The organism is Streptomyces sp. NPDC034043 (assembly GCF_055575675.1).
Genome location: NZ_JBVISF010000003.1, coordinates 25186 through 45865 on the forward strand (window position 1 = coordinate 25186; position 20680 = coordinate 45865).

Annotated in this window: 17 protein-coding genes; 7 read left to right on the forward strand and 10 right to left on the reverse strand. The window is 72.5% G+C overall.

Annotated elements, in window-relative coordinates; translation table 11 throughout:
* Nucleotide 1: 1 nt before the first annotated feature.
* Nucleotides 2-1441, reverse strand: a complete 1440-nt coding sequence (gene dacB / locus ACZ51S_RS08530; RefSeq protein WP_468960242.1) for a D-alanyl-D-alanine carboxypeptidase/D-alanyl-D-alanine endopeptidase — start codon at nt 1439-1441, stop codon at nt 2-4.
* Between the two features lie 195 nt (nt 1442-1636).
* Between dacB and ACZ51S_RS08535 the strand changes: the two genes are divergently transcribed.
* Nucleotides 1637-2131, forward strand: coding sequence for an inorganic diphosphatase (locus ACZ51S_RS08535; RefSeq protein WP_361600844.1), 495 nt, complete (start codon nt 1637-1639; stop codon nt 2129-2131).
* Nucleotides 2132-2312: 181 nt separating this feature from the next.
* Entirely contained in the window at nt 2313-3953 is a 1641-nt protein-coding gene (locus ACZ51S_RS08540; protein WP_388933593.1) for a threonine/serine exporter family protein, read from the forward strand.
* A 142-nt stretch (nt 3954-4095) separates the two neighbouring features.
* On the opposite strand, the gene ACZ51S_RS08545 is transcribed toward ACZ51S_RS08540, so the two are convergent.
* The 5 genes from ACZ51S_RS08545 to ACZ51S_RS08565 form a co-directional block, all read right to left on the reverse strand.
* Nucleotides 4096-4812: a DedA family protein gene (locus ACZ51S_RS08545; protein WP_468476228.1), complete on the reverse strand. Its 717-nt coding sequence runs from the start codon at nt 4810-4812 to the stop codon at nt 4096-4098.
* A 132-nt stretch (nt 4813-4944) separates the two neighbouring features.
* Nucleotides 4945-5703 (reverse strand): MerR family transcriptional regulator, encoded by a 759-nt coding sequence (locus ACZ51S_RS08550; RefSeq protein ID WP_468476229.1) that lies wholly within the window; start codon nt 5701-5703, stop codon nt 4945-4947.
* A 97-nt stretch (nt 5704-5800) separates the two neighbouring features.
* Nucleotides 5801-6313: a DinB family protein gene (locus ACZ51S_RS08555; RefSeq protein WP_468801168.1), complete on the reverse strand. Its 513-nt coding sequence runs from the start codon at nt 6311-6313 to the stop codon at nt 5801-5803.
* 146 nt (nt 6314-6459) lie between these two features.
* A complete protein-coding gene (locus ACZ51S_RS08560) occupies nt 6460-7917 on the reverse strand; it encodes an aldehyde dehydrogenase family protein (RefSeq protein WP_468887174.1) in 1458 nt (485 codons plus the stop codon).
* Between the two features lie 92 nt (nt 7918-8009).
* Nucleotides 8010-8888 carry a helix-turn-helix domain-containing protein gene (locus ACZ51S_RS08565; RefSeq protein WP_468476232.1) on the reverse strand — a complete coding sequence of 293 codons (879 nt, stop codon included), beginning with the start codon at nt 8886-8888 and terminating at the stop codon, nt 8010-8012.
* A gap of 339 nt (nt 8889-9227) precedes the next feature.
* On the opposite strand from ACZ51S_RS08565, the gene ACZ51S_RS08570 reads away from it, so the two are divergent.
* Nucleotides 9228-9734 (forward strand): ATP-binding protein, encoded by a 507-nt coding sequence (locus ACZ51S_RS08570; RefSeq protein WP_388933578.1) that lies wholly within the window; start codon nt 9228-9230, stop codon nt 9732-9734.
* Nucleotides 9735-9871: 137 nt separating this feature from the next.
* Here the strand turns inward: ACZ51S_RS08570 and ACZ51S_RS08575 are convergent, their stop codons facing one another.
* From ACZ51S_RS08575 to ACZ51S_RS08585, 3 genes are all read right to left on the reverse strand, one after another.
* Nucleotides 9872-10117, reverse strand: coding sequence for a DUF397 domain-containing protein (locus ACZ51S_RS08575; protein ID WP_388933576.1), 246 nt, complete (start codon nt 10115-10117; stop codon nt 9872-9874).
* Nucleotides 10118-10345: 228 nt separating this feature from the next.
* Nucleotides 10346-12391, reverse strand: coding sequence for an FUSC family protein (locus tag ACZ51S_RS08580; RefSeq protein WP_468887169.1), 2046 nt, complete (start codon nt 12389-12391; stop codon nt 10346-10348).
* Between the two features lie 65 nt (nt 12392-12456).
* Nucleotides 12457-13632 carry a DUF2786 domain-containing protein gene (locus ACZ51S_RS08585; RefSeq protein ID WP_468476235.1) on the reverse strand — a complete coding sequence of 392 codons (1176 nt, stop codon included), beginning with the start codon at nt 13630-13632 and terminating at the stop codon, nt 12457-12459.
* 554 nt (nt 13633-14186) lie between these two features.
* Between ACZ51S_RS08585 and ACZ51S_RS08590 the strand changes: the two genes are divergently transcribed.
* Nucleotides 14187-15890: a bifunctional 3'-5' exonuclease/DNA polymerase gene (locus tag ACZ51S_RS08590; RefSeq protein WP_468960245.1), complete on the forward strand. Its 1704-nt coding sequence runs from the start codon at nt 14187-14189 to the stop codon at nt 15888-15890.
* 25 nt (nt 15891-15915) lie between these two features.
* Here ACZ51S_RS08590 and ACZ51S_RS08595 read toward each other — a convergent pair whose 3' ends face one another.
* A complete protein-coding gene (locus tag ACZ51S_RS08595; RefSeq protein WP_468476237.1) occupies nt 15916-16419 on the reverse strand; it encodes a GNAT family N-acetyltransferase in 504 nt (167 codons plus the stop codon).
* 585 nt (nt 16420-17004) lie between these two features.
* On the opposite strand from ACZ51S_RS08595, the gene ACZ51S_RS08600 reads away from it, so the two are divergent.
* From ACZ51S_RS08600 to ACZ51S_RS08610, 3 genes are read left to right on the forward strand one after another with little or no spacing between them, the layout of a single operon-like run.
* The gene (locus ACZ51S_RS08600) at nt 17005-18351 is read left to right on the forward strand and encodes a phenylacetate--CoA ligase family protein (protein WP_468801179.1); all 1347 of its coding nucleotides are present in this window, start codon (nt 17005-17007) and stop codon (nt 18349-18351) included.
* Nucleotides 18352-18358: 7 nt separating this feature from the next.
* Nucleotides 18359-19438, forward strand: a complete 1080-nt coding sequence (locus ACZ51S_RS08605) for a Gfo/Idh/MocA family oxidoreductase (RefSeq protein ID WP_468960247.1) — start codon at nt 18359-18361, stop codon at nt 19436-19438.
* Nucleotides 19435-20667, forward strand: coding sequence for a hypothetical protein (locus tag ACZ51S_RS08610; RefSeq protein WP_468960250.1), 1233 nt, complete (start codon nt 19435-19437; stop codon nt 20665-20667). Before ACZ51S_RS08605 ends, ACZ51S_RS08610 begins: the two co-directional genes overlap by 4 nt.
* Nucleotides 20668-20680 lie beyond the last annotated feature (13 nt).

Below are 20680 nucleotides of genomic sequence, written 5' to 3' on the forward strand. Positions count from 1 at the left end.
GCTAGGAAGTGACCGCGACGGCGGCGGCCAGTTTGTCGAGCCCCTTCTCCGCCGCGGGTCCGTCGGGGGCGTTCGCGGTCAGGAAGGCGAAGGCGAGCAGGCGCCCGGACGGGTCGACGACGGTCCCGGCGAGCGAGTTCACGCCGGTCAGGGTGCCGGTCTTGGCCCGCAGCAGGCCGGCCGCCGGGGAGGAGCCGGCGTTGCGGGCGCGCAGGGTCCCGGTGAAGCCGGCGACGGGCAGTCCGGTGAGGACCGGCCGCAGCTCGGGGTGGCGGGGGTCGGCGGCCTTGGCGAGCAGGCCCGTCAGGAGGCGGGGGCTGACCTTGTCGGCGCGGTTGAGGCCGCTGCCGTCGGCGAAGCGGGAGCCGGTGAGGTCGACGCCGAGGGAGGCCAGCTTCTCGGAGACGGCCTGTTCGGCGCCCTCGAAGCTGGCGGGCTTGCCGGCGGCGAGGGCGGTCTGGCGGGCGAGGGCCTCGGCGATGTCGTTGTCGCTGTGGGTCAGCATCCGCTCGACGAGCCCGGCGAGCGGGGTGGACAGGGTGGTGGCCAGCGGCTGCGCCCCGGCCGGGGCCTTCGCCCTGGCGGGTTCGCCGTTCACCTTGATGCCGCGGTCGCGCAGCAGGGCGGCGAAGGCGCGGGCGGTGTCCCCGGAGGGGTCGTCGGTGCGTGCGGCGGGTCCGGCGGCGGCGTCCGCCCCGGGGGCTCCGGCCTGGGAGGTGCTCACGGGGCGGCCCTCGTCGGCGGTGAGGGCGGTGACGGGGGCGATGTTGTCGTTGCGGCCGATCGGGTGGCGGACGGCGCCGGTGTAGAGGGAGTCGTCGTACCCGAGGGTGACGGTGTCGGTGCCGGCGGCCTTGAGGGCCTGGGCGGTGTCGGCGGCGAGGGCGACGAGGCTGCCGCCGGAGCCGGCGGGGCTCTTCTTCCTGGCGGTGAGGGAGGGGTCGCCGCCGCCGACCAGGACGATCTCCCCGGGGCCGGCTCCGGGGGCCACGGTGGTCCGGATCCGGTGTTCGGGGCCGAGCGCGGCCAGGGCGGCGCTCGCGGTGGCGATCTTGATGGTGGAGGCCGGGGTCATGGCCTCGCCCGCCCCGGACTCGTAGAGCACCCGGCCCGTCGCGGTGTCGACCACCGAGGCCGCGCGTACGGTGCCCAGCGCCGGGTCCGCCAGCAGCGGGGCCAGCGTCCCGGCGAGCGCCCCGCCGTCGGCGGCCGTGCGCCCGCCGAGCCCGGTCAGCACTCCGGGGGCGCTGGGCGCGGCCTGCGGCAGGGCCCCGGGGGCGTGATCTGCGCCACCCGTACGGCCCCAGGAGGCGGCCCTCGCCCGCTCGGCCTTACGCTGGCCGGAGTCCCACGGACCGGCGGTGGCCACCGCCGCCGCCGAGAGGGCGAGGCCGGCGACGGCCGACCCCACGATGAGCTGCCACGTCTTGACCAATGGCACCTCAACCAGCCCCTTTCGCGATCACACATATGCGTGAGGGACACTTAACCACTGCGTCTTGCCGCGAGCATGGCACCCCACCCGGCTGGGGGTACTCCCCCAGCCTCCGGCCGGGGGAGGCTGGGCCGGACGCGCTATCACTCGAAGCAATCAAGCTTCGGCACGAGGCCGGAGCTGATCATGGAGGAGCAGGACGTGGAGTTCGACGTCACCATCGAGATCCCCAAGGGTTCGCGGAACAAGTACGAGGTGGACCACGAGACCGGCCGGATCCGTCTGGACCGTCGTCTCTTCACCTCGACCAGCTACCCCACGGACTACGGCTTCGTCGAGAACACCCTCGGCGAGGACGGCGACCCGCTGGACGCGCTGGTCATCCTTGACGAGCCGACCTTCCCGGGCTGCCTGATCAAGTGCCGCGCGATCGGCATGTTCCGCATGACGGACGAGGCGGGCGGCGACGACAAGCTGCTGTGCGTGCCGGCCTCCGACCCGCGTGTCGAGCACCTGCGCGACATCCACCACATCTCCGAGTTCGACCGCCTGGAGATCCAGCACTTCTTCGAGGTCTACAAGGACCTGGAGCCGGGCAAGTCGGTCGAGGGCGCGAACTGGGTCGGCCGGACCGAGGCCGAGGCCGAGATCGAGGCCTCGTACAAGCGCCTGGAGGCCCAGGGCGGCCACCACTGAGCTCCGCCGCTCGGTAACGCCTGACCGCTGCGGGCGGCTCCCCCATGCCGGGGGAGCCGCCCGCAGCGGCGTTTTCCGGGGGCGGGCGGCTCCCTTCGCCGCTCCCCTCGCTGCTCCCTTCGCCACGGACGAAACGATTCCGCATACTGATACCGCCAGGTGATCAAGGGTGGGAGGATGCGTGGCGGAGGCCGAAGGGCACGGTCCCGAGGACCGGAAGCCGAAGTCCGACGAGGCGCACAGCGCGTTCACTCCCCCACCCGGGACGCAGCCGGAGGTCCCGGACGAGGACCAGCCGACCTCGGAGTTCGCCCTCCCCGAGGGCGCGACCACCCTCTCGCCCGGCCCCGAGGGCTCCGCGTTCGCCGCCCCGGCCACCTACAGCGCCAGCCAGTCCCCGCCCGCCTACACCCCCCTGCCGGCCCCCGGCTTCCCCGCCTCCTCCCCCTGGCAGGACCGGATGCGCACGATGCTGCGCATGCCGGTGGACGTCCGCCCCGTACCCGAACCCCTGCACCGGCAGACCGAGTCCGGCCCGGCCGTGGGCCGCGTCCTCGACCTCACCCTGCGCATCGGCGAGCTGCTGCTCGCGGGCGGCGAGGGCGCCGAGGACGTGGAGGCCGCGATGTTCGCGGTGGCCCGCTCCTACGGGCTCGACCGCTGCGAGCCCACCGTCACCTTCACCCTGCTGTCGATCACCCACCAGCCCTCCCTGGTGGACGACCCCGTCTCCGCGAACCGCATCGTGCGGCGCCGCGGCACCGACTACACCCGCCTCGCCGCCGTGTTCCGGCTGGTGGACGACATCTGCGCGCCCGACGTGGAGGTCTCCCTGGAGGAGGCCTACCGCCGTCTCGCCGTGATCCGGCGCAACCGCCACCCGTACCCCACCTGGGTGCTCACCGCCGCCGCGGGGCTGCTCGCCGGGGCCGCCTCCACGCTGGTCGGCGGCGGGGTGGCCGTCTTCTTCTGCGCCGCCCTCGGCGCCGTCCTCGGCGACCGCCTGGCCTGGTACTTCGCCGGCCGGGGACTGCCCGAGTTCTACCAGTTCGTGGTCGCCGCCATGCCCCCGGCCGCCATCGGGGTGGCCCTGAAGATCGCCGAGTTCGACGTCCGCGCCTCCGCCGTGATCACCGGCGGCCTGTTCGCGCTGCTGCCGGGACGGGCCCTGGTCGCCGCCGTGCAGGACGGGCTGACCGGCTACTACATCACCGCCTCAGCCCGCCTGCTGGAGGTCATGTACCTCTTCATCGGGATCATCGTGGGCGTTCTGGTGGTGATCTACGTGGGCCTCCAGTTCGGCGCCTCGCCCAACCCGGACGAGGTGCTCCAGATCCCGCACCGCCCGGTGCTGCAGATCCTCGCCTCGATGGTCCTGGTGTTCACCTTCGCGATCCTGCTCCAGCAGGAGCGCTCCACGGTGTGGATCGTGACCCTCAACGGCGGGGTCGCCTGGGTCACCTTCGGCGCGCTGCGGGCCGCCGAGCTCCCGCCCGTGCCGTCCACGGCCATCGCCGCCGGGCTGGTCGGCCTGTTCGGGCAGCTCTTCTCGCGCTACCGCTTCGCCTCCGCCCTGCCGTACGTGACGGCGGCGATCGGGCCGCTGCTGCCCGGTTCGGCCACGTACTACGGGCTGCTCTCGATCGCCGAGAACCGGCTCGACGCGGGCCTCGCCTCCCTCACCAACGCCGCCGCCATCGCCCTCGCGATCGCGATCGGGGTGAACCTCGGCTCCGAGACCTCACGGCTGTTCATGCGGATCCCGGGGGCGCGCAGCGCGGCCAAGCGCCGGGCCGCGGCGAAGCGGACCCGGGGCTTCTGAGGCGCGTGGGGCGCCTGGGGCCCGTGGGCGGCCCGTGGCGGCCCGTGCGGCCCGGCGCGGCCCCGCGTGACCGCGGGTACGCGTACGCCCCGGAGACGGGCGGTCTCCGGGGCGTACGGGGGTTCCGGGGGGCGGCCGGGTGTCAGCGCTTGGCGTGGCGGCCGCGCTGGCCGGGGGCCGGCGGCTGCTCCTGCTGCGGGTAACCGGGCTGCGCCGGGCCGGCGGCCGCCTCGGCCTTCTTGGTCTTGCGGGCCTTCAGCACCTCGAAGATCACCGGAATCACCGAGATCAGCACGATGCCGATGAAGATCGGCTCGACGTTCTTCTTGATGATCTCGAACTGTCCCAGCTGGTAACCGAGGACGGTGACGCCGGCGCCCCAGAGGATGCCGCCGACGATGTTGAAGGTCAGGAAGGTGCGGTACTTCATCGCGCTCGCGCCGGCCACCATGGGCGCGAACGTGCGGATGATCGGCACGAAGCGGGCCAGCACGATCGCCTTGGGGCCGTGCTTCTCCATGAAGTCGTGCGCGGCGTCCAGGTTCTCCTTCTTGAAGACCTTGCTGTTCGGCCGGTTGAACAGCTTGGGCCCGAAGAACTTGCCGAGCAGGTAGCCGACCTGGTCACCGATGATCGCGGAGGCCGCGATCAGCGTGCAGACCAGCCACAGCGGCTGGCTGATGTCGCCGCTGGCGACGAAGAGGCCCGCCGTGAACAGCAGGGAGTCGCCGGGCAGGAACGCGAAGAAGCCCGATTCCGCGAAGACGATGACCAGGATGCCGATCAGGCCGAAGTGCCCGATCAGGTACTCCGGGGACAGCCACTCGGGGCCGAGGGCAAGCGTGTAGAGGGGTTCCACGTTTCCGGGCTCTCCTGGATCAGGGGGACGTCTGCGGTGGGGGACGCGACGAGGCAGGCGGTCTAATTATGAACGCACACCGCCCCCACCGGGTTCCAGGGACCGGAGGGGGCGGTACGGGTGCGGGACCGGCTACGCCTTGCGCACGGCGTTCGCCGTGATCGCGTCCCGCAGGTGCTCGGCGACGCCCGTGCCCATGGCGTCGTAGTACGCCTTGAAGCGCTCGTCCGCGACGTACATGTCACCGAGGCAGGTGTGCATCTCGTACGGGCAGTCGTAGTACCAGCGCCCGATGTGCAGGCGGTGTTCCTCGGCCATGTCCATCGCGGCCCCGCCCTCGGCCGGTTCGCCGGCCGCCACCAGGGCCGCGTACCGGGCACCCCAGTCCGCGGCCTCGTCCTGGATCCGCTTCCAGTCGTCCTTGGTGTAGGCCGAGACCCTGCGCTGCGACTCCGCGTAGGCCTCGGTGCCGCCCCAGCGCTGCTCGGCCTCCTGCGCGTACTGCTCCGGGTCCTCGTCCCCGAAGACCTCGAACCGCTCCTCGGGCGTGAGGTTGATGCCCATCTTCTTCGCCTCCATGGCGTGCTCAACGGCCTTGGCCATCTGCTGGAGCCGGGCGATCCGGTCGGACAGGAGGGCGTGCTGCCGGCGCAGGTGCTCCCTCGGGTCCGATCGCGGATCGTCCAGCAGGACCGCGACCTCTTCGAGCGGAAAGCCGAGCTCCCGGTAGAACAGGATCTGCTGCAGCCGGTCCAGGTCGGCGTCGTCGTAACGCCGGTGTCCCGCGCCGCTGCGGCCGCTCGGGCGGAGCAGCCCGATCTCGTCGTAGTGGTGCAGGGTGCGCACCGTCACTGCGGCGAACCCGGCGACCTGGCCCACGGAGTAGCCCATCGCTTTCCGCTCCTCTGGTTGGGTACGCCCCCCACTGTGGTTCCTCACGCCACGTGAGGTGCAAGCCCCGTTTCCCGAGGGGCCCGCGGAAAGAGGATCAGCCCATCGCCTTGGTGCCGTCCAGGGACTCCCGGATGACGTCCGCGTGGCCGGCGTGCCGGGCGAACTCCTCGATCAGGTGCAGGAGCATCCAGCGCATGGAGACCTTGGCGTTCTCGGGGAACCAGGGCGCCGGCGGCAGCGGGAAGGTCTCGTCCAGGCTGGGCAGTTCCGCGACGAAGGCGGCCAGTTCCGCGCTCACCCCGTCCCAGAAGGTCTGGACGGACGCGATGGTCTCGTCGCCGACGAGTTGGAAGGCCTCGGCGTAGTTCTCCTGGGTACGGGCGCTCTCGTTGGGCCGCTGCTGCGCCATCCGCAGCCAGGCCAGCTCCACTTCGGCGACGTGCTTGAGCAGCCCGGACAGCGACAGCTCGCTGGCGCTCGGGCGGCTCGCGGCCTGCTCCTCGGTCAGCCCCGCCGCCGCCTCGCGGATCGCGGCCCGCTGGGACTCGACGAAGGCCAGCAGGGTGCCGCGCTCGTCACCCAGGACCTCACCGGAAATCTGTGCCATGACCGACCACCTCTTCATCCCCTGAGCGGGGCCGTCCCCCGCTGACGAGAACCACGCTACGGAGGCTTGCGGTCAGGTCCTGTCCGCAACTCGCGAGGGGACGGGAAAAGCCGCGCGGCGTGGCGGGCGCGGGCAGGGGGCGGCGGTCAGAACGGGAACCGGGTACGGCCGTGCTGGACCGAGATCCACTTCTGGGTGGTGAAGGCCTCCACGGTGGCCTCGCCCCCCAGCCGCCCCAGACCGGAGGCCTTCTCGCCGCCGAAGGCGGCCAGCGGCTCGTCACCGATCGTGGAGTCGTTCACGTGGATCATGCCCGTCTCGATGCGCCGGGCGAAGCGGACGCCGCGCTCGACGTCGCGGGTGTGCACCGCGCCGCTGAGCCCGTACGGGGTGGCGTTGGCCAGGCGTACGGCCTCCTCCTCCCCGTCGAAGACCACCAGCAGCGCGACCGGCCCGAAGATCTCCTGGCCCAGCAGCGGGGAGTCCTCGGGCAGCCCGGCGAGGACGGTCGGCTCGACCAGGTTGCCGCGCGTAGAACCCCGTACGAGCGCCCGTGCCCCGGAGTCCAGGGCGCGGTCCACGAGCGCGGTCAGCGCGTCCGCCTGGAAGGAGTTGATGAGCGGGCCGATGTGGGTGTCGGCCTCGCGCGGGTCGCCGGTCTTCAGGGCGCGCACGCGGGCGGTGAACTTCTCGGTGAACTCGTCCGCCACGCTCGCGTCGACGAGGATCCGGTTGGCCGCCATGCAGACCTGGCCCTGGAAGACGAAGCGGCTGAAGACGGCCGCGTCCACCGCGTAGTCGACGTCGGCGTCGTCGAGGACGACCAGGGCGCTGTTGCCGCTCAGTTCGAGGACGGTCCGCTTGAAGTGGCGGGCCGCGACCGAGCCGACGTGCCGGCCGGTGCGGTCGGAGCCGGCGAAGGAGATGACCTTGGGGACGGGGTGGGTCAGGATCGCGTCGCCTATCTCGGCGATGTCCGTGACCAGCACGTTCAGCAGTCCGGCGGGCAGGCCCGCGTCCTCGAAGATCTTGGCGATGATCCCGCCGCCGGCCACCGGGGCGCTCTGGTTCGGCTTGATCACGACCGCGTTGCCCAGCGCCAGTGCCGGGGCCACCGACTTCAGGGTCACCAGGAAGGGGAAGTTGAAGGGGCTGATGACCGCCACCACGCCGACCGGGAGGCGCTGGACCCGGTTCTCCTTGCCCTCGACCGGCGAGGGCAGGATGCTGCCCTCGGGGCGGACGGCCAGCTGGACCGCCTCGCGCAGGAACTCCATCGCGAGGTGGACCTCGTACTCGGCCTTGGGACGGGTCCCGCCGAGCTCGTCGATCATCGCCTCGACGATCTCCTCCTGGCGCTCCCGCGTGATGCGCAGGGCGCGTTCGAGGACGGTGCGTCTCGCGTGGGGGCCGGTGGCCGCCCAGTCGCGCTGGGCCCGCTCGGCGGCGCGGTAGGCCCGGTCGACCTGCTCGACGGTGGCCACGGTGATCGCGGCGAGTTTCTCCCCGTTGTACGGGTTGACGTCGATGATGTCCCACGAACCGGTGCCGGCCAGCCATTCGCCGTCGATGTACTGGTGAGCCAGGTCGGTGAATATGGACATGCCATCCCTTACTGCGAGCGCGCACCCCTGCGCTGCACCGGAGACCGATCGGTCGTCTTCATGCACTGATCCGACGTCATAGTACGTGCGGATCAAGACAGTTGGAGGAGCCCGCGGAGGAGGTCCCGGGTCTGGCCGGGATCCGGGCAGTCGGACTGGAGCCGCTCCATCGCCCGCGCGTACTGCGCCACTTCCTCTTCTTTGTCCAGGTAGAGCGCGCTGGTCAGCTGTTCCAGATAGACGATGTCCTGAAGGTCGGACTCGGGGAAGCGCAGCAGCGTGAAGGCGCCGCTCTCGCCCGCGTGGCCGCCGAAGGAGAAGGGCATCACCTGGAGCCGCACGTTGGGCCGCTGGCTGATCTCGATGAGGTGCTCCAGCTGGCCGCGCATCACGTCCCGGTCGCCGTACGGGCGGCGCAGCGCGGCCTCGTCGAGGACCGCGTGGAACACCGGGGCGTTCTCCGACACCAGGACCTTCTGGCGCTCCAGGCGCAGCGCGACGCGGCGGTCGATCTCGGCGGCGCCGGCTCCGGGCATGCCGCGGCGCACGACCGCCTGGGCGTACGCCTCGGTCTGCAACAGGCCGTGTACGAACTGCACTTCGTAGATCCGGATGAGGGACGCCGCGCCCTCCAGGCCGATGTACGTCTGGAACCACCCGGGGAGCACGTCGCCGTAGCTGTGCCACCAGCCCGCCGCGTTGGCCTCGCGGACCAGACCGAGCAGGGACTCCCGCTCGGCACCGTCGGTGACCCCGTAGAGCGTGAGGAGGTCCTCCACGTCCCTGGCCTTGAAGCTCACCCTTCCCAACTCCAAGCGGCTGATCTTCGATTCGGATGCGCGGATCGAGTAGCCGGCCGCCTCACGGGTGATGCCGCGGGATTCTCGGAGTCGCCTGAGCTGTGAGCCCAGGAGGATGCGGCGCACCACAGAACCGCTGGCTTCTGCGGTCACTAGTACTGCCCTCCCCATCGCAATGGTGTGCGCGTGGTGTGCGCGTGCCTCGGCGGGGCCCCCGCACCCCGGGCCGCAGTCTGCCACCAAAACGCATCGGCCCGTACTCGTTCTGTAACGGAATCCGGCGTCCCGGAAAAGAAGTCCGTAAGTATGCGTAGGAAGAAATGAGCAAGAACCGTCACGGGAGGGGACGGGTCGGGCGCGTGCACGTGCATCTGCCCTTGCATCCGGCTGCACCATTCGGAACGATGGTGCCGCGCACCTGCGTGCTCTTCGCGCCGGCGCGGGACCCACCCCGCAGTTCTCTTTGGACGGAGCCGCCCGCTTCGTCCGCGAATCCCGGGAGTGCCTCGCATGGGGACGAATGGATCGACCGTGCTCGAGCCGTTACGGCAGGGGCTGCCCCCGGTCGACCCCACGGCTGTCTCCGGATCCGCCTCCTGCGCTCTGCCGGCCCGCTTCGAAGCGGTGCGCGGCGCCCGCTCCTTCACCAGATCGACCCTGTCCCAGTGGGACCTGGACGACCGCTTCGACGACGTCTCCCTGGTCGTCTCCGAGCTCGTCACCAACGCCCTGCGCCACGCCCTGCCGGACGAGGCACGGCCGGCCGCCGGGCCGGAGGCGGCGGTGCGGCTGCACCTGATGCGGTGGAGCACGCGGCTCGTGTGCGCGGTGCGGGACCCCAGCGAGGACCGGCCGGGCGGTTCCTTCGCGCCGGAGCGCACGGACGAGAACTGCGACCTGGAGTCGGGGCGCGGGCTGTTCCTGGTCGACGCCTACAGCGACAGCTGGGGCTGGCACCCGCTCGCGGGACGCCTCAGCGGCAAGGTGGTCTGGGCGCTGTTCATGCTCCAGGACTGACCCGACGCTCCGCACCCGCCGCGCGCACCGTGCCGTCGGAACGACCGGCCGGGACCGATCAGGGCGATCGGTCCCGGCCAGTGCACGTGCATGGCTTGATCGCTGCGCCGTTCCCCGTTCGGCCGCCGTCGGCCGGATCAGCCGATCAGATGGTCGAACTCGCCGTCCTTGACGCCCAGCAGCAGGGCCTCGATCTCGGCCGGCGTGTAGACGAGCGCCGGTCCCTCGGGAAAGCGCGAGTTGCGCATGGCGATGTCGCCCCCGGGCAGCCTGGCGAACTCCACGCAGGACCCCTGCGAGTTGCTGTGTCTGCTCTTCTGCCAGGTCAGCTCGTACAAGGAAGTGAGTTCTGCAGCTGCCATCCCGTTGTACGCGTGGTCCACAGGAAGCCCCCGATAGTGCAGATGTCAACTGCACCGGATCATAGCTGTGTTCATGACCGCATGCATGGGCAGATGCACGTGCACGCGGGGTGCTGCACTCATCACTGTTGATCACCAGGGGGCCGCGGTCCAGGACCCCGGCCCTCCGTTTCGGTGCGGGCGCGGGGCTGCGGGACCCGCGCCCGTCAAGGCCGTCGGCCCCCGTGCCCAAGGCCGTCGGCCCCCGTGTCAGGGCCGCAGCGCCTCCGACACCTCGTCCAGCGCGTCCAGCAGCTGCTTCACCGCCCCGCGCGGGACACCCGGTCCGGGGGCTTCTCCGGCCGCCAGCAGCTCCCGGACCCCGTCCCACCGGGGGACCTTCCGCTCCCGCACCGCCTTCGCGCCCGCCTCGGTCGCCTCCCGCAGCTCCCGCGCCAGTTCCGCCGCCCCCGGCACGGGCGGATGGGTCCGGTCGGGGAGGTGCGCCTCCAGCAGCATGGCGGTGCGGCCCAGCGCCGCCAGCGCGTCCCCCGCGCCCTCGGCGGCCGTCCGGGACAGCCCCCGGTGCCGCACCGGCTCCCCCTCCGCCCGCGCGAGCGCCTCCTGCCAGGCGATCCGGGCGTCGCGGGCCGCCAGCAGCGCCTCCCGCACGTCCGCGCGCCGGGCCCCGGCCGGGTCGGCGTACTGCCCGAGCACGGCGGCCGCGTACCGCCCGTCGGCGGCGAGCCAGTCGGCGAGGCGGGTGCGCAGCCTCGGGGTCTCCCAGGCCGGGTAGAGCGCGTAGGCGAGCATCGCGAGGACCCCGCCGACCAGGGTCAGGGCGATCCGGTCGGGCACCGTCTGGTCCCAGCGGACGCCGCCCATCCCGAGCAGGAACACCACGTAGGCCGAGACGAAGACCTGGGCGACGGCGTAACCGGTGCGCATCAGCACGTACATCAGGCCCGCGCTGACCACCGCCAGCAGCCCCGACAGGTACGTCCCCGGCTGCGCCAGCCGCACGATCGCGGTGGCCACCCCCACGCCCGCCAGGGTGCCTCCGAAACGGGCGACGGCCCGGGACCAGGTCTGGGTGAAGTCGGGCCGCATCACCATCACCGAGGCCATCGGCGCCCAGTAGCCGTGCCCGAACGGCAGCACCTGCCCGACCAGGTACCCCGCGCACGCCGCCGCCGTCACCCGCACGGCGTGCCGCAGCACGGGCGAGCCGGGGCGCAGCTCGGCCCGTACGGCCTTCAGCACCAGCGGCACCAGGGCGGGCACGGTGGGCCGCAGCCTCGCCTCGGCGGGGTCCGCGGTGCGCCCGGAACCCGGATCGGCCGTTTCCAGTACGTCGTCCAGCAGGGCGGCGAGCCTGCGCGCGGCCCGCAGCGGCGCGCCGGTGAAGACCTCCGGCAGATCGGGTGCCTTCAGCACGGCCAGCGCCGGCGCGGGCAGGCGTACGGGGTCCCCGTGGCGGATGGCGTGCGCCGCGGCGTCCAGCACCGCCCCGGCGGCGTCCAGCAGCTCCCGCACCCGTTCGCGGGCCGGCCCCCCGGCGGGGGCGCCGACGGCCGGGTCGGCGAGCGAGGCCAGCACCGGCCGGATCCGCTCCGCGAGCCCCCGCGCCCCGTGCAGCTCGGCGGGCCGCCGCCGGGCCTGCCGGACGGTGACGGCGGCGGCGTCCCGGGCCCTCATCAGCGGCGCGGGGTCGAAGGAGCTGACGGGGTCGTGCCGCAGCCGGCGGGCGTAGTCGGCCTCGGCGGCGAGGGCGTCGGCCAGGGCGTCGCGCTGGGCGCCCCAGCGGCGGACCGGGAACAGCACGATGAGCAGCGCCTGCACCACCCCTCCGGCGGCGATCATCGCGGCGTGCCCGACGGCCTGCGGGACGGAGGTCGGCAGGGTGACGGTGACCAGCATGACCGCGACGTTGCCGGAGGCGATGATCCCGGCCGTGGGACCGGCGGCCCACAACAAGCCCGCCGCGAAGGCCCAGACGGCGAGCATCGGCAGGAACAGCCCGGTGTCCGCCGACCCGACCAGGTACCCGGTGAAGGTGGAGACCGCCAGCGTCAGCCCGGAGGCGAGGGCGAGCACGGGGCGCGGGCGCCAGCTCTGCTGGAAGGTGGCGATGGCGGCCATGAAGGCCCCGAACGCGGAACTGACCGCCGCGCCGGGCCCGAGGAGGGCGAGCGCGGCGCCGATGACGACCGCGAGCCCCACGGCGGCCCGGACGGCGACGAGGGGCTCCAGGCGGGCCCGCTCGACCGTCATGCCCGCGCGCGCGGTGTCCTTCAGCGCGCGCAGCCAGCTCATGGCGTCGAGCGTAACCGTTCGTCACGTTTTTCAGCTTTTCTTCCGATCAAGCCGGAAACATGCGTCTAGGGCAGTGCCGGGCGCCGCCCGCCCACGTGGGCGGCGTCGGCGGCCGCCGTACCGTCCTCCCAGCCCGCGTGGTCGGTGGCCCCGCGCAGCCGGGTGGTCGTGGTCCGGGGGAACATCTCGTCGGCCCGCGCGCCGACCGCCACGTCCCGGGCCACCAGGGCGGGCAGGTTGTCGGGGGCCTCCGTGGCCGTGTGCTCGGCGGTCTCGGCGAGCCGCCGCCCCAGCCGGCTCGCGTAGGCGAGCAGGAAGGACTGCCTGAAGGTCTTGGTCCGCTTGCGCCCGCCGGCCCGCTGGGCGGCCTCGGCCCGCGTCATCGCCGCCGTGCCCTGCACGAGCAGCGACGTGTACAGCAGCTCCACCGCCTCCAGATCGCTCTCGAACCCCACGACGGTCGAGAACCCGAACCCGCTGTTCCACACCGCCCGGCAGCGGTTGGCGGAGGCCACCGCGTCCAGCAGTACCGCCTTGGCCTCCTCGTACGGGGCCTCGACCCCGATCCGGCAGGCGCCGGGCACCTGCGCCGGAGCGCCGCCGCGCACCGCCAGCAGCGCCTCGTCCACGGTGTGCCGGGCCATCAGCTCCTGCGCCTTGGCGCTGAGCGCCTCCGCCTCCTCGGGGTAGGTCGTCGCCTCGGCCTTCGCGAGCAGCGCCCGGATCCGGCCCAGCATGCGCGGCTCGATGTGCGCGTGCTCCAGGGCATCGCCCGCCGGGTCCCCCGGGACCGGCCCCACCGGCTCGACGGACGGCAGCCGCACCAGCAGCCGGAACAGCTCCAGGACGGCGGTGGCCAGGGTGAACCGGTCCGCCCTCTCACGGCGCGCGAGCCGGTCGGCGTACTCCTCGTCGGCCCCCCACCACGCCTCCGGCGCGCCCCACCGCTCCGGGAGCCGCGCGTACCGCCGGGCCTCGGCGGCGATCACGTCACCGGCGATCCCGAGGTGCACGGCCTCCAGGTCCCGCCGCACCAGCCGCAGCACGTCGGCGGGCCGCCACCCCCGCTCCCAGGCCTGCCGTACGTACACCTCCCCGCGCGCGAGCAACTCCCGCCCGACGCCGCCCCACAGCCCGCCGTCGGCGGCGAGCACGGAGGCACCGGTGTCGAGCCCGGCGTCGTCCTGGGCGTAGAGGGCGGCCGCGAAGGCCCGGTCGACGATCTCGGCACACTGACTCACCCCTTCAGCTTTACACGCCCCCGCCCGGCCTCGGCGGGGGGCGGGCGGGGGCGTGACCGGGGCCGGGGCCGGAGGCGGACGGGCCGCGATACCGGGCCCCCGCCTGGCGTGTGCGGAGCGGGCGGCCGGCGGCGTTCGGGGCCGCGGTTCGGGGCCGCGGGGGGCCGAGCCGCCGCACAACAGGCGAACGGCGGCGGGGAGCAACCCGCACAGGGGCACACCCCAGCGGGGCGAAGGCCGGAGCGGGGACGGGGCCGCAGCGCTACCCCGCCCGCCCGGCCATTCGCCGTACGCCGCGTCCGGGGCCGAGCCCCCGGGGAGCGGGACCCGGGTCAGCGCCCCGCCCACACCCGGCCCGGCGGGACGGTCCCCCGCACGGGGCCGCGCACCCGGCCCCGCCGGCACCCCGCCCGGCGAGGCGGTCCCCCGCACGGGTCCGCGCACCCGGCCCCGCCGGCACCCCGCCCGGCGCGACGGTCCCCCGCACGGGTCCGCGTACACCCCCCGGGCCGGGCGCGGGCCCGTTGTCAGACCCCGGTGGGACACTCGCACCCGTGAGCGACCACCCCACCACCCCCTGGGCCCTCGCCGAAGCCGCCGACGGCCAGTGGCACGCCACCCCCCTGCACCCGGGCGCCCGGCCCATCGCCACCGCCACCCCCGCGGAAGCGATCCGCTCTGCGCCCCCCGGCACCCGCTGGATCTGGCGTTCCACCGCCGCCGTCTACCCCCGCCTGCTCGCCGCCGGCACCCGCGTCGAGCGGTGCTACGACATCGAGGACGCCGAGCTGCTGCTCCTCGCCCACGAGGGCCGCTCCGGCGAGCCCCGCTCGGCGGCGGCGGCCTGGGCCCGGCTCAACAACGCCCCCGTCCCGCCGGACCCCCCACAGCGCGCCGCCGAGCCGGCCCGGGCCGCCGCGCAGGACTCCCTCTTCGACTTCGCCCCCCAGCCCGCCGCCCCCCTGCCCCTCGACGCCCTTCTCGCCGTCCACGCCGACCAGGCCCGCCGGACGGCCGCCACCGCGCACCCCGACCGGATGCGCCTGCTCATCGCGTCCGAGTCGGCCGCGTTCCTCGTCGCCGCCGAGATGCACCGCGCGGGCCTGCCCTGGCGGGCCGACGTGCACCGCGCCCTGCTGACGGAGCTGCTCGGCGAGCGCTACGCCGGCGGCGGCGAGCCGCGCCGCCTCGCCGAGCTCACCGACCGGATCTCCGCCGCCTTCGGCCGGCGCGTGCGCCCCGAGCTGGCCTCCGACGTCATCAAGGCCTTCGCCGAGGCCGGTTTCAAGCTCAAGTCCACCCGCCGCTGGGCGATCCAGGAGATCGACCACCCCGCCGTCGCACCGCTGCTCGAGTACAAGAAGCTGTACCGGATCTACACCGCCCACGGCTGGTCCTGGCTCGCGGACTGGGTCCGCGACGGCCGCTTCCGGCCCGAGTTCATCCCCGGCGGCACCCTCACCGGCCGCTGGGTCACCAACGGCGGCGGGGCCCTCCAGATCCCCAAGGTGATCCGCCGGGCGGTCGTCGCGGACCCCGGCTGGCGGCTCGTCGTCGCCGACGCCGACCAGATGGAACCCCGCGTCCTCGCCGCGATCTCCCGCGACCCGGCCTTCATGGAGGTGGCCGGCCGCCCCGAGGACCTCTACACGGCCATCTCCCGCCAGGGCTTCTCCGGCGACCGGGACAAGGCCAAGATCGCCGTGCTGGGCGCCGTCTACGGACAGACCTCCGGCGACGGCCTGAAGAACCTGGCCGCCCTGCGCCGCCGCTTCCCCCGCGCCGTCGCGTACGTCGACGACGCGGCCCGCGCGGGCGAGGAGGGGCGCCTCGTACGGACCTGGCTGGGCCGCACCTGCCCGCCGCCCGCCGGCGCCGCCGAGGCGGACGAGGCCGGCATCCCGCAGGAACAGGAGCGCGCCGACTCCGAGGACACCGGCTGGACCCCTGGCTACGCCTCCACCAACACCCGCGCCCGCGGCCGGTTCACCCGTAACTTCGTCGTCCAGGGCAGCGCCGCCGACTGGGCCCTGCTGATGCTCGCGGCGCTGCGCCAGGCGACCGCCGGGATGCGCGCGGAGCTGGTGTTCTTCCAGCACGACGAGGTGATCGTGCACTGCCCCGCCGAGGAGGCGGAGGCCGTCGCTGAGGCGATCCGTACCGCCGGTGACCGGGCCGGCCGGATCACCTTCGGGGACACCCCGGTCCGCTTCCCCTTCACCACGGCTGTCGTGGAGTGCTACGCCGACGCCAAATGACGGCGTCCTCCCGGCCGGTGCGGCCTCAGCCGAGGTCGTGGAAGTACACGTGGAACTCCTCGCGCACGAAGCCCTCGGACTCGTACAGCCCCTGCGCGATCCGGTTGTCGTACGCGGTCTCCAGCTGCACCCCCGCCACCCCGGCCTCCCGTGCCCGGCGCAGCACCTCGCGCAGCAGCGCCCGGCCCGCGCCGGTACGGCGGCCGGACGGGGCCACGTACAGGTCGTTGAGGATCCATGCCGTGCGCAGGGTGAGGGAGGAGAAGGCCTGGTAGACCTGCGCGAAACCGACCGTGCCGGTGACCCCGGGCGCGTCGGCGAGCAGCACCAGGGACTCCCCCTTGGCGATGCGCTCCGCCAGGAACTCCCTCGGGGCGCCCGGGTCCTCGACCGTCACCCCGTAGAAGTCGAGGTATCCGCGGAACAGTTCCGCGGCCGTGTCCAGGTCCGCCTCGCCCGCCACGCGCAGAACGACGCCGGAGCCCTCGTCCGTGACCGTGCCGCCCTGCGTTCCCATCCGACCGAACATGCGTCTCTCCTTGATCCACTCGCGCGCCCGGCTCCATTGTGCGCGGCGCCGGGGAGCGTACGACCGCCCGGGACGCATCCGGCCCCCGTTCTCGGTGCCCGGTGACGGGCTGGGCGGCGCCCTTCTCCGTGGCGGCGTAACGGCGATGTCCCGCACGTAGAACAGCTGTAGATCGGCTGCGGATTCGCTGCCGATCCACAGGGTCCAAGCTCAGGTGTGTCGAAGGGGGCCAGCCCCTCACGACGGAAACCGGAGAGAAGGAGGTGGGCCAGATGAAGATCACGCTTTTCGAGGGCGTTTCCTGATTCCGGCCGTGAAAACGGTCCACGGCACAGCGGAACAGGAAAGGAGGTGGACACCGTGAAGATCACTCTCTTCGAGGGCGTCTCGTAATCCCGGCCGTGAAAACGGTCCACGGCTACACAGGGGAACAGAAAAGGAGGTGGAACACCATGAAGATCACTCTCTTCGAGGGCGTCAGCTGAATCTGACCGCGGGATAGGCGGGTGCAGATGCCCACGCGGCATCTGCATCCGCCCGATTCCCCCGCACCGACCAATCGACATCCGCAACGACGGAGGCACAATGACCGGCCACGACTGGTGGCACAACGCCAGCTTGCGTACCTCGGCGGCAGTCGGCGAGGGATGGCGGCTCTTCCAGGAGATCTACCTGCCCACTCAGTACGACAGCGGCGCACTGGAACGGATCCGGCGCACCAGGCTCGTGGAGTCCCTCGAACGCGCGGCACGCACCGAACACTTCGCAGCGCACCTGAAGGACCTGGCCGTGACGCCCGAGAACGCGGAGGACGTTCTCGCCTCACTCCCCGTTCTGGACAAGGGCGTCCTGCGCCATACCCCAGAGGCCATCACCACCGGGCTGGTCAAGGACTGGGACGAACTCATCGTCCACACGTCCGGCACCACCGGAGAACCCGTCTGGATCACCCACGACGAGACCAAGCTCACCGAAGCGACGGCCTCCAACCTGCGGATGCTGGAAGCGTACGGGCTCCAGCCCGGCCTGCGGGTCATCCGTGCCACCGCCGATCTGCGGCACGCCCCGTTCGAGTTCGAGACGCTGCCCTACTTCGGCGGAGCGAAGGTCCTGCAGATCAACGTGTCGACCCTCACCGCCCGGGACGCCGACTACGTCGAGCGGCTGTGCGCCGATTTCAAGCCGGACGTCCTCTGGGGCCAGCCGCTGGAAGTGCTGCTCGCGGCCCTGCGCGGGCGTGAGGGCATCCTGCGCATACCTCAGCTGAAGGCTGTCCTCACACACGGCGACAGTCTCGACGCGAATGCACGGGACACCATCTTCCAGGCCTTCGGCTGCCCGCACTACGACCTGTACGGGCTGCAGGAGTTCGGCCGCGTCGGCTGGGAGTGCCCGCGGAGTCCCGGGACGTACCACATCGACGAGGAACGCGTAGCGGTCTCGGTCGGCGAGGACGGGCAGATCCTGCTGAGCTCCCTGACGAACACGGCGATGTCGCTGCTGAACTACCGGCCGGGAGACGGCGGACAGCTGCTGCGCGAGCCCTGTCCCTGCGGCCGGCCGCACGTCCGGCTGACACGCATTGACGGACGCAAGCGCGCCCTGATCGCCGACGCCGAGGGGCAGCTGGTCAACATCAAGCCGCTGCGCCTGATCCTGGAGAACGAGCCGCTGCACCGCTGGCAGGTACGCCAGGAGGAAGCCGGGAAGCTGGAGGTCCTCATCGTGCCGCTGGCCCCCGAGCACGCCCCGCGAATGACCGAGCGGCTCCTCGCGCAGCTGGCCGGCACGATGAGCCTCGAAGAGCTCACCGTGCGCCCGGTGGAGCTGGGCGAGCTGGCCACCGCGAGCGGCAAGGCCCCGCACTTCCGGCTGCTCGCCACCCAGCACGCGCTCAGCGACGCGGTCGCCTCCGGGACCTCCAGCTGGTGAGGCACACATGAGAATCGCAGTCATCGGCGTCGGCAGCATCGGATCCCACTACGCGGACTATCTGCGCGGGGCCGGACACGCGACCGTGACCGTGGACCCGCGCGGGGGATCGGACTTCGCGGACGTGGCCGAGATCCCCCGGCGTCTGGCGTCGGACATCGACGCCTGGATCGTGTCCACGCCGACCGAAACGCATCTCCACGTGCTGCGCCGGATCCTCCGGACCTCGCCGGACGCCCGGGTCCTGCTGGAGAAACCGGCTGCCCTCCCCGCGGCGATCCCCGAGCTCACCAGGGAAATCCGGGAAAACCCCGGCGCGCGCGTCCTGGTCAACAACGTGTACGGCCACAGCTCCGCCGTCCGGCTCTTCGCCGCGGAAGTACGGGCCATGAGCGCGAACGACCCGATCCGCGGAGTCACCGTCGAATTCACCAAGAACCGGCAGGCGGACGTGGACGCCGGCCGTTTCGTGGACCGGCACTACGGAGAAGTCGGCTACGAGTGGTTCCACATGCTGGCAGTCCTGCGCGAAACCCTCGACCCCGCCGCGTACCGGTCCTTTCTGCAGAGTGCGCCCTCGCAGATCACCCAGGAAATCCGGGTCCGCACCACCGGACGGGGTTTCCCCCAGGTCGACCTGTACGCGTCCATGAACGGGATGGTCGGATTTCCGGAAATCGCCGCGCACGCCCTCACCAACGCCCGGTCCCGGCGCCACATCGCGCGGGGCCACATTCCCTACGGAGCCGACCTCAGATATCGCTTCGCCCATGTGGAGCTCGCGTCGGGGGCCCAGGCGAGCCTGGTGTTCGAGCCGTACCACGCGGCAGTGGCCGACTACAAGAACGTCCATGTCGTCCGCACGGTCAGCAGGACGGGCAGGAAGCGCACCACGGACGTGCTGGGGAACCAGCTCCAGCACGCGCTGCTGTCGCAGTTGGACGCTCTGACCGGCGCTGAAGGGGGAACGTCCCGCATTTACCTCCCGGAACACCGGTACATGGCCGAGCTGGCCCGCCGGGTCGCGCCCCGCACCGCGCATCTGCCCACACAGACCCTCCGAAACCTTGATGAGGTGACGGCGTGATCGACGCCATCCTGGACGACACGACCCTCGACGACCTGTCCACCCTGCTCCGGCTGACCCCGGACATCTTCGCCGAGGTCGCCGCGAGCGAGGAGAGCCGCAACGCGGTCCGCAGGCGCGTGGTGGACGAACTGCGCGGAGATCCCGCCGCGGACGAGGTCTTCACCCGGGCCTGCTGCTTCGAGGCCCCCTTCGGGGAGAGCTGGATCCACGCACCGGGCACCACCGAGGCGTACCTCTCCCTGGAGGTGGCGTCCGAGGCCCTCGACACCGGCCGGCACCGGGCCCTGCTCGCCCGCGTCGCGTTGTCCACCTCCACCGCGCTGCCGTACGACTATCGCGCCATGGCCGCCGAACGCCTCCTCCGCCTGGGCATCGGCGACTTCCGGCGCGACTTCGAGGAAGCGGCCGCGGCGCACGCGCCGCTGCCCTTGCGGTCGCTCCGCGCCAAGGCCGCCACCCGCACCGACGGCATCGACCACCTCTTCCCGATTCCCGGGACGGCCGAGGAGCGGCTCGCGCTGCTGGACCAGGCCTGCGACCTCAAGGTCGGGGAGAGCCGACAGCTCATCGCCACCAGGGTCCTGCAACTCCCGGAGCAGCATGCCGTCGTCGGCCCGTACCTCTGCTCCGAGGCCGAGCAGCTGATCGCGAAGGACGCCGACGCGGCCCTCATCCGCCCTTCGGACTACCTGGTGCCCTGGGACCAGGAACTGGCCTCGTCGGATGGCCAGGCCCTGACGCTGGCCGAACTGCTGCGCATCACCCTGCTCTGCCCCGAATTCAAGCTGCCCGACGCCCGGGTGCGCCCGGCGCTCGTCTCCTTCTACCGGTCCGTGCTGCGCATCTCCGGGCGCTCGATCATCGGCCTGAGCGCCGGTGTCTTCCACGTCGAGCACGGCTCGGCCGCCCACCCCTCGTACTTCTACATGGGGCGCGACGCCGTTCTGGGCAAGGGCTGCGTCGTCGACTGCGTCGGGGGGGCGGTGCTGCAGCAGGGCTCGTTCCTGGGCGGCGGGTTCATGCCGATCCTCGTCCACACGCACAAACACATCCGCGCCAGCGGCGAACCGGGGGTGGCGGAGCGCAAGAAGGTACTCCCCTGCGTGTTCGCGGCGGAGACGGGAGCCCGCCTGCCGATGACGGCGATCGGACTCTTCGAGACGGCGGACTACCTCGAATCGGGAACGACACCGTTCCCGGGCATCCGGCCCATCGCACTGGACTGAGACCCAAGGATGA

Bases quoted from the DNA above. Each gene is read 5' to 3' on its own strand.
- ACZ51S_RS08605 (WP_468960247.1), top strand. From the start codon at position 18,359: ATGAGAATCGCAGTCATCGGCGTCGGCAGCATCGGATCCCACTACGCG.
- ACZ51S_RS08560 (WP_468887174.1), bottom strand. From the start codon at position 7,917: ATGTCCATATTCACCGACCTGGCTCACCAGTACATCGACGGCGAATGG.
- ACZ51S_RS08580 (WP_468887169.1), bottom strand. From the start codon at position 12,391: ATGAGCTGGCTGCGCGCGCTGAAGGACACCGCGCGCGCGGGCATGACG.
- ACZ51S_RS08600 (WP_468801179.1), top strand. From the start codon at position 17,005: ATGACCGGCCACGACTGGTGGCACAACGCCAGCTTGCGTACCTCGGCG.
- ACZ51S_RS08550 (WP_468476229.1), bottom strand. From the start codon at position 5,703: ATGGGCTACTCCGTGGGCCAGGTCGCCGGGTTCGCCGCAGTGACGGTG.
- ACZ51S_RS08555 (WP_468801168.1), bottom strand. From the start codon at position 6,313: ATGGCACAGATTTCCGGTGAGGTCCTGGGTGACGAGCGCGGCACCCTG.
- ACZ51S_RS08565 (WP_468476232.1), bottom strand. From the start codon at position 8,888: ATGGGGAGGGCAGTACTAGTGACCGCAGAAGCCAGCGGTTCTGTGGTG.
- ACZ51S_RS08570 (WP_388933578.1), top strand. From the start codon at position 9,228: ATGGGGACGAATGGATCGACCGTGCTCGAGCCGTTACGGCAGGGGCTG.
- ACZ51S_RS08595 (WP_468476237.1), bottom strand. From the start codon at position 16,419: ATGTTCGGTCGGATGGGAACGCAGGGCGGCACGGTCACGGACGAGGGC.